20 protein-coding genes and 1 pseudogene are annotated in these 21,080 nt (G+C 37.9%); 18 read left to right on the top strand and 3 right to left on the bottom strand.

Going from position 1 to position 21,080, the window contains the following annotated elements; genetic code table 11:
• Positions 1-7 precede the first annotated feature (7 nt).
• The 3 genes from BN1068_RS16365 to BN1068_RS16355 form a co-directional block, all read right to left on the bottom strand.
• On the bottom strand, positions 8-1,570 hold the full coding sequence (locus BN1068_RS16365) for a hypothetical protein (protein WP_077603888.1): 1,563 nt from the start codon (positions 1,568-1,570) through the stop codon (positions 8-10).
• Entirely contained in the window at positions 1,536-2,273 is a 738-nt protein-coding gene (locus BN1068_RS16360; protein ID WP_077603887.1) for an ABC transporter ATP-binding protein, read from the bottom strand. The genes BN1068_RS16365 and BN1068_RS16360 overlap by 35 nt, the downstream gene beginning before the upstream one ends.
• 68 nt (positions 2,274-2,341) lie before the next feature.
• Complete coding sequence (locus BN1068_RS16355) at positions 2,342-2,962, bottom strand: TetR/AcrR family transcriptional regulator (protein WP_077603886.1); 621 nt, start codon at positions 2,960-2,962, stop codon at positions 2,342-2,344.
• Positions 2,963-3,166: 204 nt separating this feature from the next.
• Here BN1068_RS16355 and BN1068_RS16350 point away from each other — a divergent pair, with 204 nt between their 5' ends.
• From BN1068_RS16350 to BN1068_RS16265, 18 genes and pseudogenes are all read left to right on the top strand, one after another.
• The gene (locus tag BN1068_RS16350; RefSeq protein WP_077603885.1) at positions 3,167-3,886 is read left to right on the top strand and encodes an ABC transporter ATP-binding protein; all 720 of its coding nucleotides are present in this window, start codon (positions 3,167-3,169) and stop codon (positions 3,884-3,886) included.
• Positions 3,855-6,314, top strand: coding sequence for an ABC transporter permease (locus BN1068_RS16345; RefSeq protein WP_077603884.1), 2,460 nt, complete (start codon positions 3,855-3,857; stop codon positions 6,312-6,314). Before BN1068_RS16350 ends, BN1068_RS16345 begins: the two co-directional genes overlap by 32 nt.
• A gap of 6 nt (positions 6,315-6,320) precedes the next feature.
• Positions 6,321-6,830, top strand: a complete 510-nt coding sequence (locus BN1068_RS16340; RefSeq protein ID WP_077603883.1) for a PadR family transcriptional regulator — start codon at positions 6,321-6,323, stop codon at positions 6,828-6,830.
• A 236-nt stretch (positions 6,831-7,066) separates the two neighbouring features.
• Positions 7,067-7,921, top strand: coding sequence for an ABC transporter ATP-binding protein (locus BN1068_RS16335; RefSeq protein WP_077603882.1), 855 nt, complete (start codon positions 7,067-7,069; stop codon positions 7,919-7,921).
• 46 nt (positions 7,922-7,967) lie between these two features.
• Positions 7,968-9,002, top strand: a complete 1,035-nt coding sequence (locus tag BN1068_RS16330) for a FecCD family ABC transporter permease (protein ID WP_077603881.1) — start codon at positions 7,968-7,970, stop codon at positions 9,000-9,002.
• Complete coding sequence (locus tag BN1068_RS16325) at positions 8,999-10,033, top strand: FecCD family ABC transporter permease (protein ID WP_077603880.1); 1,035 nt, start codon at positions 8,999-9,001, stop codon at positions 10,031-10,033. The genes BN1068_RS16330 and BN1068_RS16325 overlap by 4 nt, the downstream gene beginning before the upstream one ends.
• A 39-nt stretch (positions 10,034-10,072) precedes the next feature.
• Positions 10,073-10,984 (top strand): iron-hydroxamate ABC transporter substrate-binding protein, encoded by a 912-nt coding sequence (locus BN1068_RS16320; protein ID WP_077603879.1) that lies wholly within the window; start codon positions 10,073-10,075, stop codon positions 10,982-10,984.
• Between the two features lie 58 nt (positions 10,985-11,042).
• Positions 11,043-12,029: an ABC transporter substrate-binding protein gene (locus BN1068_RS16315; RefSeq protein WP_077603878.1), complete on the top strand. Its 987-nt coding sequence runs from the start codon at positions 11,043-11,045 to the stop codon at positions 12,027-12,029.
• 22 nt (positions 12,030-12,051) lie between these two features.
• Positions 12,052-13,055, top strand: a pseudogene (locus BN1068_RS16310) (FecCD family ABC transporter permease).
• The gene (locus BN1068_RS16305) at positions 13,052-14,074 is read left to right on the top strand and encodes a FecCD family ABC transporter permease (RefSeq protein ID WP_254846793.1); all 1,023 of its coding nucleotides are present in this window, start codon (positions 13,052-13,054) and stop codon (positions 14,072-14,074) included. The pseudogene BN1068_RS16310 and the gene BN1068_RS16305 overlap by 4 nt, the downstream one beginning before the upstream one ends.
• Before the next feature lie 33 nt (positions 14,075-14,107).
• A complete protein-coding gene (locus BN1068_RS16300; protein ID WP_254846815.1) occupies positions 14,108-14,863 on the top strand; it encodes an alpha/beta hydrolase in 756 nt (251 codons plus the stop codon).
• A gap of 361 nt (positions 14,864-15,224) precedes the next feature.
• Complete coding sequence (locus tag BN1068_RS16295) at positions 15,225-15,722, top strand: small multi-drug export protein (protein WP_077603876.1); 498 nt, start codon at positions 15,225-15,227, stop codon at positions 15,720-15,722.
• A 206-nt stretch (positions 15,723-15,928) separates the two neighbouring features.
• Positions 15,929-16,159, top strand: a complete 231-nt coding sequence (locus BN1068_RS16290; RefSeq protein WP_077603875.1) for a hypothetical protein — start codon at positions 15,929-15,931, stop codon at positions 16,157-16,159.
• A gap of 66 nt (positions 16,160-16,225) precedes the next feature.
• On the top strand, positions 16,226-17,233 hold the full coding sequence (locus tag BN1068_RS16285) for a LytTR family transcriptional regulator DNA-binding domain-containing protein (protein ID WP_077603874.1): 1,008 nt from the start codon (positions 16,226-16,228) through the stop codon (positions 17,231-17,233).
• Positions 17,230-17,922: an ABC transporter permease gene (locus BN1068_RS16280; RefSeq protein ID WP_077603873.1), complete on the top strand. Its 693-nt coding sequence runs from the start codon at positions 17,230-17,232 to the stop codon at positions 17,920-17,922. Before BN1068_RS16285 ends, BN1068_RS16280 begins: the two co-directional genes overlap by 4 nt.
• Positions 17,923-18,051: 129 nt before the next feature.
• Positions 18,052-18,498, top strand: coding sequence for a DUF4064 domain-containing protein (locus tag BN1068_RS16275; RefSeq protein ID WP_175637174.1), 447 nt, complete (start codon positions 18,052-18,054; stop codon positions 18,496-18,498).
• A 264-nt stretch (positions 18,499-18,762) separates the two neighbouring features.
• Positions 18,763-19,452 (top strand): response regulator transcription factor, encoded by a 690-nt coding sequence (locus BN1068_RS16270; RefSeq protein ID WP_077604102.1) that lies wholly within the window; start codon positions 18,763-18,765, stop codon positions 19,450-19,452.
• Positions 19,453-19,456: 4 nt separating this feature from the next.
• Positions 19,457-20,899 carry a sensor histidine kinase gene (locus BN1068_RS16265; RefSeq protein WP_175637172.1) on the top strand — a complete coding sequence of 481 codons (1,443 nt, stop codon included), beginning with the start codon at positions 19,457-19,459 and terminating at the stop codon, positions 20,897-20,899.
• The last annotated feature ends 181 nt before the right edge of the window (positions 20,900-21,080 follow it).

Raw genomic sequence — 21,080 nt, 5'->3', positions numbered from 1 at the left:
ATTCTCCTTATATAAGTTTTATTGTGCAGGTCCGTCGATAGAAAATCACAGCTAAACAGATTAATAGAATGGAGAGGGCAAGGTAAATAATATATAACGGAAGCACATGGAACAGGATAAGCGCGAGCGGTACAACTATCATTGCCATTCCGGTCAACGCTGAAATCAAAACAGGCGGGCTTTGTTTAACGATATACATATCATTTTTCCAGCTGAAATTAGGGTAGGAAAAATTCAGCATTAATCCAAATGTCGTGATAAAAGCTGAATAGCTTAAAGGAATAAGTATCACCCATATCAGCTGTTCCATATTTGGAGAAAGACGGATAATAAAAGCAATGACACTTATCGAGAGACCGGAAAAATGCAAGGAAAAGGTACAGGCTAATTTAGCATGAATTACTCTTCTTTGTTCAATAGGTAGTGTTTTTAAGATCCAGATTTTATTTCCCTCCATCGATAGAGCTGCAGTTGCTGGATTACTTATCAGAAGTAGAGCTGCAATAAAAATAGGGAATATATTTGTTATTGTCCCGCTAGAAACAGACATCGGAATAACAGCTGACGATTTTTCCACCCCAAACAAGAGCAGCGCCATACTGAGAAAAATTAATAGTACGGTACCCAGTATCGAATTGAGCAGGTAGTTGTATGAACTGAATAAAGTATTTATTTCCTGCTTCCAAAGCGCAAAGAAAATGCTTCGCTGTTTGATAGCTCTTTGCTTCACCTTGTTATTACTTTTTAAAGCAAGAAGACATAAGTTTAGCTTCCGGTAGTATTTACTGCCAGTCAGAATCAGCAAAACAAGCAGTAAACAACTGATAAAAATAAAAGCAAGAATATGAAAAATATGCTCCATATTATCAAACTGCAATAATACAGATGGCAGATAAATATTTGTCATTTGACTGTATAAAGATGCTCCTATATCCTGCAATTCACTTGTCTGGTTAGATTGTGTCATAATAAAATAGCTGAACACACCTAAAAGAATGAGAGAGAAAGAAACGGCAATCAGATTCATCTGTCGAAAATAAGCAGCCAGCCGATAAACAAGACTTCCAAAAATCACACCAATACAAATAGGGATAACAGGTATAATCAGAGCTGTAATACAAAACAGCAAAATTAAAAGTGGAGATGTCACGTCATCAGGCGCCCAAACAAGTAATACTGGCATAGTAAAAAGCAAACTGACCAGTAAATGAAAGAAATATAAATGAAGCACCTTGCTGATAAATATTTCTTTTTCACTGACTGGGTAAGTGGACAGCTGTTCAAAATCACTGCTGCCAAAAATAGTGCCGTTTGCACGTAAAAGTGATAAAAAAATCATCATGATACTGGAAACAGAAAGCATGTATGTGGGAATCAAATTTGCCTGATTCAGACTGACAAGGGTTTTTGCTGTTAATGTATTATAAGCAAGTAAAAATATTCCCATAAGAAACAGTACAGCAACAGTAATTTTTATACCGTTTCCCTGTTTCCCGGAACGAAATAATTGATGGAATGGAATACTGCTGACAAGGTCATTTTTGAATAATATCCATATTTTTTGATTCATTACGAACCTCCATAAAAATCTCTTCTAAGCTTTTTGAGCCGGCAACATCTTTCATCAGTCCATTTTTAACAAGACTTCCTTTATGAATAATAGCTACTTTATTACATAGCTTCTGGGCAACCTCTAATACATGTGTCGAAAAGAATACAGCACCGCCATTTTCTGCATGCACCTGCATCAGTCTTTTTAATTCAAAGGAAGCGGTCGGGTCTAAGCCGACAAAGGGCTCATCTAATATAAATAATGCCGGTTTATGTACTAAAGCAGCAATTAACGCAATCCGCTGTTTCATCCCGTGAGAATAAGAAGCAATACTGTTATTGAGTTTGCTTGTCATTTCAAAAATGGTACTGTATTTTTCAATGGATTGTTTTCTCTCAGCAAGAGGGACTTCGAAAATATCAGCGATAAAGCTGATGTACTGAAGCCCGGTTAAATGCTCATATAAATCGGGATTATCCGGAATAAATGCGATTCTTTTTTTACAGTGAACAGGGTCAGTTTTGATTGAATAGCCATCAACCCAGATTTCACCCTGATTAAAAGGATGGATACCGACAATTGCTTGGATAGTCGTAGATTTACCAGCCCCGTTTGCCCCGATAAAGCCATAGATATCACCACTTTGGACGTGGAGATTAATATCCGTAATTGCTTTTGTTCCATCTTCATAGATTTTAGAAACATGATTAACTTTTAACATAGCTTCCCTCCGATTGACAAAGTGTCAGTTATAGTGATAAAAGAAACCAATGATGTAAGATACATTGGTTATCCTTCTAAAGCAGATACTTCAATATCCAGCGATTTTGCCAGGACTTCTTTAAAAGCTTGTAAATAAACTTTCATTTCATCTAAACTGGATTTCTTGAGCTTAAGATCATTGGAAACAAAAACATATCCAGTTACTAGAAAATGGGCAGTTTCATAAGGGTAATCTACCTGAAAAATGTTCTGTTCTTTTCCTTCTTCAATAATTTGTGTAAATAAAGGGAGAAGTTTTTCAATAAATTTATGATAAAAGCGATCCATCATATATCTATTTTCCTCCAGCTGGACAGTTTCCTGCAGCGTGACTGTTTCTTCTGTAACGGTGTCTTCCTGAATAATGGTTGTCTGTAAAAACTGGTTTAACTTTTCCAGCGGAGTTAACGATGTATCTTCTACAATTTTCTCCATCTGCACAATTAATGGCTTAACAGACTTTTCAACCAGGATATAAAGAATTTCTTCTTTATTTTTAAAATGATAATAAAGCAGACCGCGCGAGATTCCTACTTCATTAATAATATTTTGGGTCGTCGTCTGCAGATAGCCTTTTTCCGTAAATAATTTCATTGCTGCATCTAAAATTTCTGCTTTTCTGACTTCAGGCAATTTCACATCTCTCATGTAATATACCTCCTTGGGTTAAGTATATACAGATGACTGACAAAGTGTCAATTTATTTATGAACACGCATTAAATATGTGGTATATTTATCATTTCATTATAGATACTTACTTAGTATATAATTCATATTGAATAAATAACGAAATTAGGTTAATATTAATTTTGTAATTATATACTAAGTATATATTGAGGGGATGGAATAATTTGATTAAAGTTAGTGGGCTAGTTAAATCTTTTACACAAGGAAAAAATATCACAGAGGTACTGAAGGATGTCAATTTGGAAATAGAAGAAGGGGAATTTGTTGCTATTATGGGACCTAGTGGTTCTGGAAAAAGTACACTTTTACAGCTTTTGGGTGGACTGGATTCCCCTACAAATGGAAAAATTGAGGTGGGTGGAAAAGCGATAAGTGAGATGAGTGAAAACCAAAGAACTATTTTTCGCCGTAAAAACATTGGAATCATTTTTCAAAATTACCAGCTTTTAAATAATTTAACGGTTGAAGAAAATATTGCTTTTCCATTATATGCAGATGGAACACTTGACAAAGAAAAAATGAAGGAAGTAAAAGAACTTATCCAGGCGGTTGGATTAAATGAATTAAATAAAAAGCAAGCCAATTTATTGAGCGGAGGGCAACAGCAAAGGGTAGCTATTGCAAGGTCTTTGGTGAATCAGCCCAACGTTTTATTAGCCGATGAACCGACCGGAAATTTAGACCGCTCAAAAGCAGAAGAAATATTGTTGCTTTTAACACAATTTCATAAAAAGAATAACCAGACGATTATTATGGTCACGCATGATATATTTGCTGCCGGTTTTGCGGATAAAATAATCTTGTTTAAAGATGGAACGATTGAACAAATCATCTCCAGAGAGGATGAGAACTATGCTCAATATCTGGCGAATTTCATGGCGTAATATTACGAGAAAGAAAAAAAGATTTGTATTAACCTTATTAGCAATTATAATGGGGACATCCTTTATTACTGCTATGCTGATAGCAGATAGAACGACAAAGGATGTTTTTGATTACTATGAAGAAATGTATACAGGAAATGCAGATTTTTGGATTTTAAGCGATGAACACACTTATCCAGAAGAGATAATTAACACTGTTCAAAATCATCAAAATGTAGATGAGACGCTTATGGCGTTAGATAAACAAACCTTTCTTGATTTACCTGGTGAATATTCGGACAGCCAGCTGGCTGTCCGAATTACGGGGGTGGATAATCAAAATAGTAATTTATTAAAGCTGCCAGTAGTAGAAGGAGAACTTGATAATGAAGGGTTAGTCATTCCCGAAACAGTTGCGGATTTGTTGCATGTTGATGTAGGTGATACGTTGTCCTTTCGAGAAATGGGGGAAGTGAAGATATCAGCAATTGTAGAATATACCCAGTTGTTATCAAGTCCAGGGAGTTGGGAACGGGCAGCATCCTCCAGTTTTCGCATGATGGCTCCCCTCGATTTATTGCAGGAGCGGGCTGAGTTGAATGGAGAAATTTCATATATCAGGTTGAGCACACTTGGAAATGACGAGAAATTATTTCGTGACATCCAAGAAGAGCTTTCTGACTCAAGAGCTTTTATTCAGCCGGTCGTTGCTGATGACCGTCAAAGTAATGATGTGGAAGGGCTCTATACATTCTTTTATTTAATAGCCATCCTGACCATGTTTATAAGTGGTTTTATTGTTTTTAATATGATTTATACAGGCGTTATTGAGCGAAAAAAAGAGTTCGCTATTATGAAAAGCCTGGGATATGGGCAAATTTCTATTTCAAGACTAATTTTGATGGAAGTTTCTTTCATAGCTATGATTGGAACAATTATTGGTGTACCTATTGGTATTTGGTTAGGCGATTTGTTTATGATGACCCTTCTAGGCATATTTGAATATGACATGGTTTATTCTCTCAATTGGATTATGCCAACTGTCATTTCTTTAGCAGCAGGTGTTATTTTTCCCGTTTTGTTTTCTATGTTTCCAATATATAGTGCAGGAAAAACATCTATACTTGAAAATTTAAAAATGGGTGCAAAAACAAGCTCCAATGAAAAAGTGCACTGGATCAGATACGTCATTGGTTTTGGGTTATTATTATTATTTTTCTTTATAGACAATCCTGTGTCATATATCAGCCTCATATTATCTGTCGTTATGTTAAGTCCATTGTTTTTAAAAATATTCAGCATGCTGATTAAGCCGATTATTCTGTTATGCATGGGGCATCCGGGCAGAATGGCAATCTCTAACTTAAGAAAACAACTATATAGAAATGCAAATACTGCGACGCTGCTTTCCGTCGGAATTGCGGTGATCCTCTTATTGGGGGCACTTTCAGATGCAGCACCAGAAAACTATGCAAACCAGATAAAATCGAACTACGGTGGAGATGTCAGATTAACTGCGGAGAAACCATGGTCTGCAAGCGATTTAGATAAAATAAATGATAAAGAATTTGTTGAATCCAGTACTTTATTAACAGAAGCAACACCAATTACATGGATAAATAAAGATATGCATTTAAGGCAATTCTCCATTATGGGAGTAGATCAGAACAGTTTATATTATGATGATTTCAATTATACAAGCTTTGAAAATAATGATACATTATCTATTATACTAGGTGAAAGAGCTTTTCGGGAATGGGGAGGAAAGATCGGGGAAGATATCTTTGTCCATACTCCGGCAGGAACAAAACCGTTTGAAGTAATCGATGTAGCTGCGACCTCACATTATTCCGGCTACGTAGCATTTATGGATGAAGAACAGTTAAATCATCAATTTGGCTGGGAGAATAGTTTTGATTTGTTGATTCATCTGGATGAAAACACAACGGAAGAATCGGTTAGAAATGCATTATGGAGTGAATTTGGCGGTTTTTTGTCTAAGATGATTTTTGTAGAAGAGGAAATTGCTTCAACAACTTCCGCATTTGAAGGAATGAATGAATTGATTCAATTCATGCTAGTCTTAGTTATCCTGCTTGCCAGCGTCGGAACGGCGAACACACTTATCATGAATACGTTTGAACGAACTTCAGAAATAGGTACGATGAGAGCATTAGGCTTTACAAGATTACAAGTTAAAACTATGGTGTTAGTAGAAGGGTTTCTGATAGGATTGGCCGGAGTTTTAGGAGGACTACTTACTGGCTTGTGCTTATTAGTTGTTGCAAGCAACTCTACATTAATAGGCGATTTCGTTACGGTGTATTTACCTGTCGAATCAATAATATTAACGGTTACCGCCGGAATTCTGTTAAGCTTGATTGCTTCTTGGATATCGAGCAGTGCAGCAAGCAAAATAGATATCCAATCATCTCTAAAAGAAGGTTGATTATGAATGTCCGTGAAATATGGAATAATGACTTTGCTCTATGATAAAAAATGTCATGGTTATGAATTAAAAATTGAATTGGATCAGTTGCTGGGGAGTAAAGGGAAAGTTAATCCGGGTCAAATATACACGACCTTAGACCGCTTAATTCGAGATGAACTTGTTATCCCTTTGGATATAGATGAACAAGAGAGAAAATTGTTTACCTTGGATGTATCAGGCAAAACAGAACTGGAGGAATGGTTATTAGAAGCAGTTCCTTATCATTCAACCAAAGAAGATTTCTTCTTTAAATGGATCTGTGCAAGAAAAATCGATTATGCTAACGAGTCGCAAATGCTTGAACAGCAAAAATCGATGGTTTTAAAAGAAGTAATGGATCTGACCAAATTAAAAACAGACTTGCTGATAAAGGGAGATGAGAACAACTATCTTTTAATTACTGGGAGGCTGCTTCACTTAGAAGCTGATTTAAACTGGATCACCCAAGTGGAGAACAGACAGACAAAACCATAATATGTTCCGTTGCACCTTTTGCTGTAAAGCAATATGTTTATTAATGTTATCATAAGAAAACCGTTATTTTGAGTGTTTATCAAAATAACGGTTTTTATTTGGAAATTTTAATAAGGTCCTATTTCCTAAAAAATAATCTTGACAAGTCAACCTTTTTAATCGATAATGATAATCGTTATCAATGATAATGATTATCATTATCGTAGAATTGACTATATACGGAAAGAGGCGAATCAATGAAAACAATTGAAGTAAATAAAATCGATGTCGGCTATGCAAATGAATTAATCATTAAAAATCTCAGTATTTCGATTCCATCTAATAAAATCACAACCATTATCGGCCCAAACGGATGCGGCAAGTCAACTTTAATCAAAACAATTGCACGTATTTTAAATGTGAAAGGCGGTGCAGTCTTTTTAGAAGGAGAAGAGATTCATAAGGTTGATACAAAAGAGATTGCAAAACGTATGGCAATTCTGCCTCAAACTGCTGAAGCGCCTGGTGGGCTGACAGTATATGAATTGATTTCTTATGGACGTTTTCCTTATAAAAAAGGAATGGGTTCCTTAAGAAAGGAAGATTACGAATATATTAATTGGGCAGTTGATGTTACGGGGCTGACAGAGGTCCAGAATCGAGCAATCAGTGCATTATCCGGTGGACAGAGACAGCGGGTGTGGATTGCAATGGCACTGGCACAAGGGACAGATACGCTTGTGCTGGATGAACCGACTACTTATTTAGATCTGGCACATCAATTAGATATTTTACTTTTATTGGAGCGCCTTAATAAAGAAGAAGGGCGTACCATCATTATGGTTTTACATGATTTAAACCATGCTTCCCGTTTTTCTCATTATATGATTGCGATGCGTGATGGAGAGGTTGTAACAGATGGGACACCGGAGGAAGTAATGACCTGTGCTAATTTGCAGCAGGTTTTTCAGATTGATGCACACTTAGCAAGATGTCCGCATAGTGCAAACCCGATTTGTTTATCATACCAGTTATGCCAGGCAGAGAAAGCATCTGCGTGCTGCAGTATAAATTCTGCGTCTAAAGCATATCATCAGACGGCATCTGGTTAAAAGATATAGAAATAAGTAAAAGTACTAAAGCGAAAGGTATCATCCCATGAATGAACAAGAAGAACTAAAAGAAGTAAAAAAAACAGTGCGTCCTATCCGTGGTGTGATTATTTTAACGGGTGGAAGTCTCCTTTTACTATTATCTCTTATGCTGGCTGTTTCGCTAGGAGCAGCAGATATTCAACTGAAAACAGTGTGGCAGGCAATTTTTCAATTTAATCCTGATCTACAGCAGCATCAGATTATCAGGGAAATACGTTTTCCCCGTATACTTGGAGCAGCTATTGTCGGCAGCTGCTTTGCAGTATCAGGGGCATTGATGCAAGGGATGACACGTAATCCGCTTGCTGATTCAGGATTACTTGGTTTAAATGCAGGAGCAGTTTTTATGTTAGCCTGCTGTTTTGCATTTTTCCCGGACTTGCCTTATTTATATATAATTTTATTTTCATTTCTAGGCGCCGCGCTTGGAGCGGGAATTGTATATGGAGTCGGATCTCTGTCTAAAAATGGGCTGACCCCGATACGTCTGGTGCTGGCTGGGGCGGCAGTAAGTGCACTTTTAGGCGCTTTAAGTGAAGGAATTGCGCTTTATTATGAAATTGGACAGGATTTAGCATTCTGGTATGCAGGAGGTATTTCTGGTACAAGCTGGAACCATTTGCAAATCATTACTCCATGGCTGCTTCTTGCGTTGGCTGCTGCAATGACATTATCTCATCCGATTACGCTATTAAGCTTAGGCGAAGAGGTTGCCGTCGGATTAGGAACGAAAACTGGACGTGTTAAATTAACTGCTTCTATCATTATTGTTATTTTAGCCGGTCTTGCTGTTTCTGTAGTTGGTGCGGTGAGCTTTGTAGGATTGATCGTACCGCATATTGTCCGCTGGTTTATGGGATATGACTACCGATGGATTATCCCTGGAACAATTATTTATGGTGCTTTACTTGTGGTGCTGGCTGATTTAGCAGCACGCATCATCAGTCCTCCTCATGAAATGCCAATTGGTGCGTTAATTGCCTTATTAGGCGTACCATTCTTTTTATACTTGGCAAGAAAGGGTGGAGGGATGGTATGAGAACAGAAAAATACAAACAGCATAGTCAGAAAGGTAAAGCGAAAAGAGCAGTGTTGGTCAGTGTTACCTTAGTTTTTCTGATTATTATCATATTTTTTATCAGCTTAAATACGGGGAGTATTTATTTAACACCAGCAGAGATTATCTTAACCTTATTTGCCCAGGGTACGGAGCAGCAGAATCTTATTTTATTTGATTTTCGTCTGCCGCGTATGGTTATCGCCCTGCTTGTAGGAACGGGTTTGGCTATCTCAGGAGCGGTACTGCAGGGTATTGTCCGAAATCCATTGGCAGATCCCGGGATTATCGGTATTAATGCGGGAGCCGGCTTATCTGTAATATTATTTCTATCTTTCTTTGCGGTAACGACGACGATATCTATTATTCTCATGCCTTTTTTAGCTTTTCTTGGAGCCGCAGGAGCTGCATTTATCATTTATGTGCTTTCTTATAAACGCTCTGAGGGAATTACGCCAATGCGATTAGTGTTGACAGGGATTGCAGTTGCAGCTGGGATTAATGCATTAATGATTGTTTTAACACTGCGATTGAACCCGGAAACCTATCAATTTCTGGCAACTTGGCTTGCGGGAAGTATTTGGGGATCTGATTGGCAGTTTGTTCTTGCCTTGCTTCCTTGGCTGGTTATCCTGATTCCATTTGTTTATTCTAAAGCGATGGTTTTGAATATTCTTCACTTAGGTGAGGAAACGTCAATTGGATTAGGAGCAAATCTGGAAAAAGAACGGCGTGTGCTTTTAGCTTCAGCAGTCGGACTTGCCGCAGCGAGTGTTTCTGTCAGTGGCGGAATCGGGTTTATTGGCCTTATTGCCCCACACCTCACCAGACAGCTGGTTGGCGATAAGTATGAGTACGTAATCCCTGTATCAGGATTAGTGGGAGCTCTGCTGCTTCTTCTGGCGGATATGATTGGAAGGTTCATTAAACAGCCGGAGGTACCGGCCGGAATTATTGTAGCAGTAATTGGAGCGCCTTACTTTTTATATTTATTAGCCAGACTGAAAGATTAATATTTTAAAACAATATAAAAATAGAAAGAGGAAAAACAAATGAAAAAGCTACTATTTCTTTTTGGGTGTTTGCTTTGTCTTATCGTTATGGGCTGCAGTAATCAGTCAGATGGAAAACAAAATAATGCAGGAAAAGAAGGATCAGATAAAACTGTAACATATGAATCAGAGCAAGGGCCGGTTGAAATACCAGCCAATCCTCAGCGAATTGTAGCGCTGACAAATGGACCAAATGTCTTCGCCTTAGACGGAAATTTAGTAGGAGTAGATGAATGGACAAAAGCAAATCCACTTTTTGAAGAAGGCATGGCAGATGTAGAAGTGGTTTCAGAAAATGATCCGGAAAGTATTTTAGCATTGGAGCCGGATTTAATTATTGCCGGGTCACATATGGAAAATCTGGATGAGTTAGAAAAGATTGCTCCGACTGTTATTTATACATGGGGAAAGCTAGATTATCTAGAACAGCAATTGGAGATTGGTAAATTACTAAATAAAGAGGAAAAAGCCGGGGAGTGGATTGATGACTTCAGTAAGCGGGCTAAAGCAGCTGGTGAGAAGATTAAAGAAAAACATGGGGGGGATGTTTCTGTTTCCGTATTTGAAACAGATTCAAAAAATTTCTCTGTCTTTGGAGATAATTGGGCCCGCGGCACAGAAATATTGTACCAGGCTATGGAGCTGGGTATGCCAGAAAAAGTGCAGGAAGACGCACTTGCTGAAGGTTATTACAGCTTATCGCTGGAGGCTCTGCCAGAATATGCAGGAGATTTTATTGTTCTAAGCAAGATGGGAGCAAATAATGAATTTACGAAGAGTGAAACATGGAAGTCTATTCCAGCGGTGGAAAACGGTCAGGTGATTGAATTTGATACAAAAGAAGCCACATATAGCGATCCAGTTACACTAGAGCATTTACTCAAGATTTTTGAAGAAGGATTTCTTAAATAAGAAGAATGTTTTACTTCGTCCATCAAACAACTAAATATATGAATGGAGAAAAAAGAAAATGAATAAAAAGTTCCTATCAATCTTTATTTCAATCGTATTTTTCATTATGCTGGCTGCGTGCGGTCAAAATAGTGATTCACCGGAAAAAGACGAGAATAAAGTCGAAGCGGGTGAAGAAGAAACTGCTGCGCCGGAGGAAAATGCTACACAAACCATTGAATACTTAGGAGAAGAATATACAGTCCCTGCCAACGTAGAAAGAATTATTATTACAGGAGCGATGGAGGCAATGGAGGACGCGGTGCTTCTTGAAGTGAATCCGGTTGGTGCAGTAACAGTAGCCGGGGAGTTTCCAGAGGTTTATTCCAGTGCAATGGGAAATGCAGAATCTATAGGTGAAAAACAAGAGCCTAACTTTGAGAAAATTTTGGAGCTGCAGCCGGATGTTATTTTGGGGACAACCAAGTTTCCAGAAGAAGTTATAGAAAAATTAGAGAAAATCGCACCGACTATTTTAGTATCACATATTTCTTCTGATGGAGAAGCAAATCTTCAGTTAATGGCAGCATTAGCTGGAAAAGAAGAGCAGGCAGATCAGATTTTAACAGAATATCAAGAAAACGTTGAAGCAGCTAAAAGTACATTAACAGAGCAATTAGCAGATGAAAAAGCAGCCGCAGTCCGTATAAGAGGCGGAGAAATGTTTGTCTATCCTGAGGATGTTTTCTTTAATACCGTGTTATATGGCGAACTCGGATTGGAGGTTCCGGAAGAAGTGCAGAAAGCGGAAGCGCAGGAAGCCATTTCTGTAGAGCAGCTGGCTGATATGAATCCCGATTATCTTTTCTTACAAATTCCTGAAGGTGCAGATGGGGAAAGTAGCCAAATCTATGAAGATATACAGGCAAACCCGATTCTTCAAAATGTAGAAGCCTTTAAGAATGATCATGTCTATGTCAATGTGGTTGATCCTTTGCTGGAAGGCGGTCCGATATACAGCAGGGTGTTATTTTTAGAACAATTGCGTAACAAAATAGAAGAATAAATGGATGGAGGCAGTGTGGTTTATGCGCTCTATCATAAAAAAATATGCAATAATTATTCTAATAGTACTTATTCTTCTGGTAATCACAATGGCAGTATCAATTGTCTATGGCTCTAAGTCAATCATTCTTTCTACTGTGTGGGAGGCTTTTATCCGATATGATACTGAGGATATGGATCATTTAATTATTCATACCTCCAGATTGCCCAGAGTCCTCGGAGCGTTACTTATAGGAGCTTTTATGGCAGTTTCTGGAGCTCTGATGCAGGGTATGACCAGAAACTATCTTGCTTCTCCCTCGATTATGGGGGTGGCAGACGGATCTGTGTTTGTTATCACATTATGTATGATTTTTCTGCCTGATGCCGCACCAATGACGTTGATTCTCTATTCTTTAGCTGGTTCAGCGCTGGGAGCATTACTTGTTTTTTCCATTGCCCGGTTATTACCGGATGGAATGACACCATTAACGCTGGCTATCTTAGGAACAATTCTGGGGACTTTTTTAAATGGAATTTCCCAGGCTATGGCCACGTACTTTCAAATATCACAGAATATGAGTTTCTGGTACAACGCGCGTCTGCATCAAATGGATCCAACCCTTATAAAATGGACGGTACCATTTGCTATTGCAGGATTATTCCTTGCGATTTATGTTTCCAAGGCGATTACAGCCATTTCTTTTGGTGATGAAGTAGCACAGGGGTTAGGAATTAAAATTACGGCAATGAAATCATTAACGATACTCAGTGTTGTTATTTTAACTGGTATATCTGTAGCAATGCAGGGAAAATTGCTTTTATCGGCTTAATTATTCCGCATATTACCCGATTTTTGATAGGGGAGGATTATCAGAAAATCATTCCATTCTGTGCGATATTTGGAGCTTTGTTTTTAGCTTGGTCGGATATTATCAGCCGTTTTATCAACCATCCTTTTGAAGCACCAGTTGGCGTAGTAACCGCACTATTTGGTGTTCCTTACTTTCTTTATTTAATTAAAACGAAGGGAGGAAGGAGCTTTTGAATAAGCGTAACTATCGCAGTCGTTTTATACTCACTTTTTTCCTAAGTGCATGTTTAGCTATATTCGTTATGTATTTGAGTGTAACAAATGGGACGTTTGATATCACGGCATTAGAAGTGATAAGAACACTGCTGGGCCTTGATAGTGCAAGTGACCATACTTTAGTTATTTTTGAATTTCGATTACCGAGGATTTTGATCGGTGCTATGGTCGGCTTTGCTTTAGGCATTGCGGGGACTGTTTTACAAGGGTTGACAAGAAACCCATTAGCTGATCCGGGGATATTAGGCATCCATGCAGCGGCAGGGCTGTCTATTGTTATCTATATGTTTGTAGTGAAAGAGGCCATTAAAAGTGCTGGCTGGCTGTCCGTTTTAAATATGACATTCTTTGGATGGATTGGCGGGGTCGCCGCAACAGCTTTTCTGATTCTTTTCTCCAGACAGCAGGGGAGGGTTAATCCCCGTATGCTGATACTTGTCGGTATAGCACTAAATTCAGGATTTAGTGCGTTAACCTTGTATATTTCATTAAAGATGAATCCGCAGGACTTTGAGATGGCAACCGTCTGGATGTCAGGAAGTATTTATAGTGCATCTTGGGCACAGATTACAGCTATATTACCCTGGATTATCTGCTTTGTTCCAATCTTGATCTGGCGCTCTTCTATATTAAATGTCCTGCAACTAGATGAAATTTCGACAATGGGCATTGGTGTGAATTTGGAAAGAGAACGCCGTATTTTACTAATATGTTCTGTTGCGCTTGTCAGTGCCAGCGTGGCGGTATCAGGAAGTATCGGTTTTGTCGGATTAATTGCTCCGCATATTGCGAGGCGTTTAGTAAGTATTCATTATCAGTATAGTCTGCCAATCAGCGGTATGATCGGCATGCTGATGGTATTAACAGGAGATTTTATCGGAAAAACAATTTTCTCTCCTGCAGAACTGCCAGCAGGAATTGTTATTGCCATTATTGGTGTACCTTATTTTGTTTATCTGCTGGCAAGGTCCAGATGATAAGAAAGAATGAACGCAGGAGGTAATTATTTGATGTATCACAAGGAAGTATTTCAGTTTTCTGGAAAGCATCACCCATATGTTATAAATGTATTTATTCCTGAACAACCAGTTCCAGATAACGGGTTTCCTGTGTTATATATTCTGGACGGGAATGCTTATGGAACGCTTTTTAGTGAGATGATCAAGCTGCAAAGCAGACGCTCAGAAAAAACGGGGATAGAGCCGACGATGTTAGTTAGTGTAGGTTATGAAGGTGATGAACCATTTCAGTCGAATCGGATATATGATTTTACACCATTTGCAGAAGATGCAGAACTTCCGGCGAGGCCAGATGGGTCACTCTGGCCGGAACATGGAGGAGCTGAGATTTTCTTGGACTTTTTGGAGAAGGATTTAATTCCATTTATTAATGAGAAATATAATACAAATAAGCAGAAGCAAACCATCTTTGGCCATTCACTTGGCGGTTTATTTGTTCTATATACACTTTTTCAGCGTTCACAGCTTTTCAGTCATTATTTCGCCTGCAGTCCCTCTATATGGTGGAATAAACAGATAATTTTATCCTATGAAACTAGTATAAATCATAAGCATGTAAAAGGTTTGTTTATTGCTGCAGAACCGATAGAAGATAAGCAAATGTATGCAAACGGACTAGCCATGTATGAAAATCTTTCTGAGCGCAATAAAGAGCTTCAAACAGCTTTTTTTGCACCGGAAGGAGAGAATCATATGTCTATCGTGCCTGTTGCTTTCAGCAGGGGAATGCGTTTTTTGCATAAGTGAAATAAAGGAAGGAATCTATTTTAGGAGGTTCCTTCTTTTTATGGAAAAGTAATCAACATTATATTGTAAAATACATCTTCTTGTAAAAAAGTAAATTCCATATAAATGGAAAATTATTTAATCAGGAGTTTTTCTATAGAAAATAACTTTTGGATTAACACCCTTCATATATTTCCCCCCGTTACTTTGTTTATATTCAAGGAACTTCTGTGATACCCGTTCCTCTTAAAAAATGAGTACCATTCATCATCATCCAGATTCCGTTCAATGGTTTCTGTCCTCTCTTCATCAGGAATCTAATGCAGTAATATATTCTCTCCCATATGCTTAAGACAACAAACAAATAAGGAGTGAATGTTTCATGGAATGGTTTCAAAATTTACTGATTAACTTAATTGAGGCAGATATATGGGTGCAGTATTTAAGTATATTTCTAATCTCTATTGTACCTTTCTTTGAGTCCTATGTAGCAATTCCGATTGGGATTGTCTTTGGTTTCCCTAGTATTCAGGTTGTTTTAATTGGTGCTATTGGTAACTGGCTGTCTGTGATGGTTTTTATCTGGGTGATTTCTGGTTTGCGCAAGAAAGTGTCTGGTCATAAAGATACAAACAGCAAAAGAAAAAATCGTGCTCAGAATATATTCAAAAAATATGGTGTTGCAGGTCTATCCTTTGCTGGTCCGATTATTTGTTATCACGTATGTGCAGCTATTTCTATTGCATCAGGAGCTAAAAAATCTTATGTGAGTATCTGGCAGGCGATTGGTATAGGGGTATGGTCTGTTGCATTAGGAGTTGCTTTTCATTATGGTGTCAACCTTTTGGAATATCTTCCAAATCTAAATCCATTTTCATAATAGGAAAGACATGATAACGAAATAGAGTTCGGTGCCAAAGATTATTTCCTGGGTAATAATCTTTGGATGCAAAAGAAACAAAATAATAACAGTATATGTAAATTGGAAGGGGTTTTCAGATGTTTAAACCATATATTTCCTTTTGTTTATATACGTCCAATCTTGTCATACCCTTTATTTCATTTTCGAAAAAGGAGAGATATGTTATGAAAAAAATATTACAAAAAGCTGTAGCTGTACTAATCGTATTGCTTGCAGTGGTTCCGTTTCTGGTTATTTATGATCCCTTATCAAAGGCGATTCCGGCATTTCCGGATTTTGAAGCTCCCGGATGGTTTGTGCCTGCCGGTTTTATCTGTATTGCCTTAATTGTTGCTCTGTCCTTTGTTTTAGCTTCTATCGGCTCAAATAAAGATTCAGATGAATATCAAAAATAATGGTTAAATAACAATGCTTCCTATATGATTAAAATGAAGAAATAGATGGAATAAAGGAGTAGTTGGATGGCAATTTCTTTTAATAGACTTAAAAAAATTGAAAAAAATACAGTGCTGCTGCCTGAGTTAAGCTTAACTGTGCAAACAGGAGAAATTATTGCTGTTCAATGCGAAAATGAATATATCGGACATTTTTTTGAGTTATTAAATCAGCCGCATCAGATAAAAAAAGAAGCGATTACCTTACCGGAAGGCGGGTTTCAAAGTGTCTATTTATTCCAGCAGACAGATGGGTTATATAAACGGTTGACTGTGATGCAAATGCTCAAGTTCTGGTGCAAATTATACCAGAAACAGGCAGATTTAGAGCTGATTCTGAATCTATGTGAATTACAGACCTGTGCAACGAAGAAGGCAAAGCTGTTGACCCGGTCTGAGCAGTGCCGGTTATTATTTGCCTCTGCACTGATTCAGCAGGCTGCTGTATATATTTTTGAGGACCCGTCTCTCAGTCTTGACCTGCAATCCAAGCATGTGCTTCATAATTTGCTGATACATTTAGCTGATAGAGGAGCAGCGGTGCTATTATTTACACCGACACTGGAGGAAGCGATCCGTCTTGGTCATTCTGTTTACCGTTATTCTAACCGGGGTATCAGGCAGCTGGAGCAGGATATAGAGGATACGGAAGATACTGTGGAAGAGAAGCCTGGAGAAGAAATGTCAAGTATACAGGTGCAGCTGGATAAGATCAGTGCAAAAATCGAGGATAAAATCATTCTCTTTAATCCGCTGGAAATTGATTATATTGAAGCCCGTGATGGGCAGACTTATCTTTTTGTAAATGATGAGGAGTTTGCTTCCTCCAACACGATAAAAACATTAGAGGAACGGTTGGAGCCGTTGGGCTTTTTCCGTTGCCACCGTTCCTATCTGGTTAATCTGCAGCGGGTACGGGAAATTATTATTTGGAGCAAAAACAGCTATAGTCTCCGTCTGGATAATCCGCCTGGAAGTACTATCCCGTTGTCGAAAGGGAACTATAGTAAGCTGAAAGAGTTGATACATTTATGATGAAAAAACGTTTGGGACGGTGGAAAGCATTACTGTATAAGGATATATGTGATTTACGCTGGAATGGACAGATATTATTTAATCTGATTGGGGCAATTTTTTTAATTTCTATACTTGCTGTTGTTCCGGAAGAAAACCTTTCATTATCGTTTTTACTTGGATTTATTTTCGTAATGCTTACAATGCTGATGCAAGGGCACTTAATGGTTGAGGAGCAGGAGCAGAGGACAATTCGACGTTTAAAGCAAGCTGGTTTTTCGTTTAAAGAAATCTTTCTTTCCAAAATGCTGGTTACATTTACAGTAACGATATTTGTATTGGTTATTTTCTCTGTACTTTACGGAAACCATTTTTTCTTTATCGTAAAACTATTTATACTGGTTCTGCCTATCGTAGCTATCATGCTGGTTGTCGGGACTATCTTAGGAATCAAAACAAAGAATACCATTGAAATCAGTCTTTATGGTACGCCAGTCATTTTATTCTATTTTTTTATTGAAGGTCTCCTGATGAATAGCAGCAAGGATAGTATGCCCTGGCTCGCTATTTTTCCAAATTATCATCTTCATTACGGGATTGACCAGCTTTACTTGAATGAACCTTTTCTTTCTTATCTGGCTGTCCCTGCGATTTGGATGACAGCAGTCATCTTTCTTTTCATATGCTGGTATAAAAAGCAGAAGTATTAAAAAAGGAAGAAAAAGACTTACAAACTGATACATTTCTTTTCAATTCTCCTGCCTATGATTTAATATAGAGAGAGGGTGAAAAAAGAACCATACATAATTTTAATTGGGTATAAACAGGGGGGTGCGATTTTGCGGACAGGAGAAGTCAAATATAATATCAGTATAATATTTATTATTATCGCTATTCTATCATTTGGTCTTCTGGCAATGAATTCCTACAGTATGCTTGGCGATTTAGATTCTGATGAGGGGTTCAGAGAAGAAGTAGAGGACAGATTACAAAGTACAGGAGATGAGCTTGGCGGTGTAACGCAGGAAGAACAGATAGAAATCTTCAGTAACAGTGTGATTTTTGTTATTATCGTTGCAATTGTTTCAATCCTTTTAGGTATTGCGGCAGCTGTCTTCTTAGGTAAACGGATAAGAGTGAAGCTGATTGGTATCTTGCTGATTATTTTAGGAGTTTTAAGTACTATTTTAACACTGGGTTTAGGTGTCATTGGCGGTATTGGTTATCTGATTGCCGGTGTGATCACGGTGGTGAAACATCGGAAAGCCGGAAACGGAATAATGTAAACATAGATATTATAAAAAAGCACACATACTGAAAATGGGTATGTGTGCTTCTTACTTTATAGTTTGATATGCGTATATTACAGTTATTTGTATGCCTCTTTATAATATCTTTATTTTTATCATTTATACTATGGAATAAAAAGAAGTTTAAATCCAATCATTGTCAGTAGTACTGTTAATGACCGAGACGGCCGGACAGAAGATGTGTCTCTGATTTTTAGAAGTTAGATATTGAATATAGGAATTCGGAAAAAGAAAGATAGGATGATAAAAGTGAAAAGTAAAATTATGCTTGTAGATGATGAGCAGGATATCGTAACCTTTATGAAAGATTCCCTGGAGGATGAAGGATACCAGATCTTGGTTGCCTATAATAGTGAAGAGGCCTTGCGACAGCTTCCGCAGCAGCCGGATTTAATTGTGCTTGATATTATGATGCCGGGAATGGATGGATACCAGCTCTGTGAAGAGATACGGCAGCATGTATCCTGCCCGATTCTATTTGTCAGTGCCAGAAATACAGAGCATGACCGGATCAAAGGTTTGGTGGTGGGAGGAGACGATTATATAGAAAAGCCATTCAGTTTAAAGGAACTGAAAACAAGAATTTTTGCACATTTGCGGCGGGAGCATAGAAATTCGAACAAGGCTTATCATCGGATTCATGCTAAAAATCTTATTATTGATACATTGGCCTATGAAGTGTTTTATCAGGATAAAAAGCTGGCTTTCACTTATCGGGAATTTGAGATTATAAAATTCCTCGTTATGCATCCTAACCAGGTCTTCTCTAAAGAGCAGATTTATGAACAGGTTTGGGGAATAGATTCTTTTGGAGATTCTACAACAATCACAGAGCATATTAAGAAAATACGTGCAAAAATTCAAAAGTATGATCCGCTTTCTACCTACATATCAACTGTCTGGGGTGTTGGATACAAATGGGAAGGCTAAACTTATGTTAACGCTGCGAAAACAATTAAGCCGTCATTTTTATCGTATTATGCTGTTCAGTATTCTGGCAACCCTGCTTACCTGGATATTGGGGTTTCTTTTATTTACGATCATCAATCAAAACAAAACATTGAATCCTGCTAATTATTACGAAAGTCAGATTCCTGAGCTTGTGGAGATGGTGAATAAACAGGATAATATATTGGATCCGGATAACCAGGAACTATTAGAAAAGAGTATACCTTTAGAAGGGTTGGACTATCAGATTGTGAATACGGAGGGTCAGATTCAATACGGGAGTACGACCGAACGCTATCTATCTTCAAGCGAGGATGTCTATACACAGCTGAATAAAAATATTTATGATGACAATCAGATTGTTGTATACTATCCTATTTTTGACAGCGGACAGAATTTTATTGGGGCGGCCGGGTTTCGTTATCAATTATCCGTTATTTCAGCAAATGCAGAATCCCGGGCGATTCTTTTGAGCTTATTTATTTTCGCTATTATCACACCATTTATATATATTTTTCTGTTTACTTATTTTATTGGCAGACGCTGGGCGAAACGAATGAAGGAACCGTTTAATGAAATTATTGCCGGCGCCGGAAAAATAGAAAAACAGGATTTAAATTTTACAATGCATAATCAAAGTAATATCAAAGAACTGCATCAGCTTGTGTCGGCATTTGATAAGATGAAGGCGGCTTTAAAAGAAGCCCTTGAAAAACAATGGAGCCTGGAAGAAGAAAGAAGAGAAATGGTTGCAGCTGTTGCCCACGATTTAAAAACGCCGTTAACCATTATTCAAGGGCATGCAGAGGGGATTTTAGAAACCCATGATGAGCTTCCCAAACGGGTAACACAGTATTTGCAGACCATTCTGTTAAACTGCCGGCGTTCCATTCGTTTAATTCAAGAATTAAATGATGTATCCAGCTATGAGAATCCAGAAGTACATTTGGAAACAGAGCCAGTAAATCCTGAAGTGTTTATTCAGGATAAAATCAATGAGTACAGACAATTATGCCATGCGCAGGATATCCGGTTACAGGCTTCGATTCATTATCCGGAAGATAAGCAGGATTTATTTTACCTGGATCCTTTTCGCGTGAATCAAATGCTGGATAATATTTTAATTAATAGTTTGCGCTATACACCGAAGCAGGGGGTTATCACCTGGGATACGTATATATCTGAAAAAGAACTTAAGCTTGTTATTGCAGATAGTGGCCCAGGCTTTTCAAGAGAAAACCAGATAAAGCTGTTTAAAAAGTTCTTTCGGGAGGATAAGGCACGGAATAGCGCAGATGGTCACTCCGGTTTGGGCTTATTTATTGCCAAAACCATTGCAGAGCAGCATCACGGCAAAATCAGTGCAGATAATCATCCGAATGGAGGGGCTGTTTTTACCGTAATTATTTGTAATATGAAATATAAGTAATATTAACATTTGATTTTTGATCCATGTATCTTTAAGAGATGCATGGTTTTCTTTTATTATATTGAAGGAAAATAAAAATTCCGGCACAGCAGCAAATAAAGCTCCAAAATTTTAAAATTGCGAAAACGCGTTCTTCTAATGTTCACAATTTCATCTGATAAAACCTTCTATACAAGCACAT

This window comes from Oceanobacillus sojae (assembly GCF_900162665.1).
Taxonomy (GTDB): domain Bacteria; phylum Bacillota; class Bacilli; order Bacillales; family Amphibacillaceae; genus Oceanobacillus; species Oceanobacillus sojae_A.
The sequence above is the reverse complement of the archived record's forward strand: the minus strand, read 5'-3'. Positions and strand labels throughout refer to the sequence as shown.

Excerpts from the sequence above, each read along its gene's own strand:
- BN1068_RS16365 (WP_077603888.1), bottom strand. The coding sequence starts at position 1,570 with ATGAATCAAAAAATATGGATATTATTCAAAAATGACCTTGTCAGCAGT.
- BN1068_RS16360 (WP_077603887.1), bottom strand. The coding sequence starts at position 2,273 with ATGTTAAAAGTTAATCATGTTTCTAAAATCTATGAAGATGGAACAAAA.
- BN1068_RS16355 (WP_077603886.1), bottom strand. The coding sequence starts at position 2,962 with ATGAGAGATGTGAAATTGCCTGAAGTCAGAAAAGCAGAAATTTTAGAT.
- BN1068_RS16345 (WP_077603884.1), top strand. The coding sequence starts at position 3,855 with ATGCTCAATATCTGGCGAATTTCATGGCGTAATATTACGAGAAAGAAA.
- BN1068_RS16340 (WP_077603883.1), top strand. The coding sequence starts at position 6,321 with ATGTCCGTGAAATATGGAATAATGACTTTGCTCTATGATAAAAAATGT.
- BN1068_RS16335 (WP_077603882.1), top strand. The coding sequence starts at position 7,067 with ATGAAAACAATTGAAGTAAATAAAATCGATGTCGGCTATGCAAATGAA.
- BN1068_RS16330 (WP_077603881.1), top strand. The coding sequence starts at position 7,968 with ATGAATGAACAAGAAGAACTAAAAGAAGTAAAAAAAACAGTGCGTCCT.
- BN1068_RS16325 (WP_077603880.1), top strand. The coding sequence starts at position 8,999 with ATGAGAACAGAAAAATACAAACAGCATAGTCAGAAAGGTAAAGCGAAA.
- BN1068_RS16320 (WP_077603879.1), top strand. The coding sequence starts at position 10,073 with ATGAAAAAGCTACTATTTCTTTTTGGGTGTTTGCTTTGTCTTATCGTT.
- BN1068_RS16315 (WP_077603878.1), top strand. The coding sequence starts at position 11,043 with ATGAATAAAAAGTTCCTATCAATCTTTATTTCAATCGTATTTTTCATT.
- BN1068_RS16300 (WP_254846815.1), top strand. The coding sequence starts at position 14,108 with ATGTATCACAAGGAAGTATTTCAGTTTTCTGGAAAGCATCACCCATAT.
- BN1068_RS16295 (WP_077603876.1), top strand. The coding sequence starts at position 15,225 with ATGGAATGGTTTCAAAATTTACTGATTAACTTAATTGAGGCAGATATA.
- BN1068_RS16290 (WP_077603875.1), top strand. The coding sequence starts at position 15,929 with ATGAAAAAAATATTACAAAAAGCTGTAGCTGTACTAATCGTATTGCTT.
- BN1068_RS16285 (WP_077603874.1), top strand. The coding sequence starts at position 16,226 with ATGGCAATTTCTTTTAATAGACTTAAAAAAATTGAAAAAAATACAGTG.
- BN1068_RS16280 (WP_077603873.1), top strand. The coding sequence starts at position 17,230 with ATGATGAAAAAACGTTTGGGACGGTGGAAAGCATTACTGTATAAGGAT.
- BN1068_RS16270 (WP_077604102.1), top strand. The coding sequence starts at position 18,763 with ATGATAAAAGTGAAAAGTAAAATTATGCTTGTAGATGATGAGCAGGAT.
- BN1068_RS16265 (WP_175637172.1), top strand. The coding sequence starts at position 19,457 with ATGTTAACGCTGCGAAAACAATTAAGCCGTCATTTTTATCGTATTATG.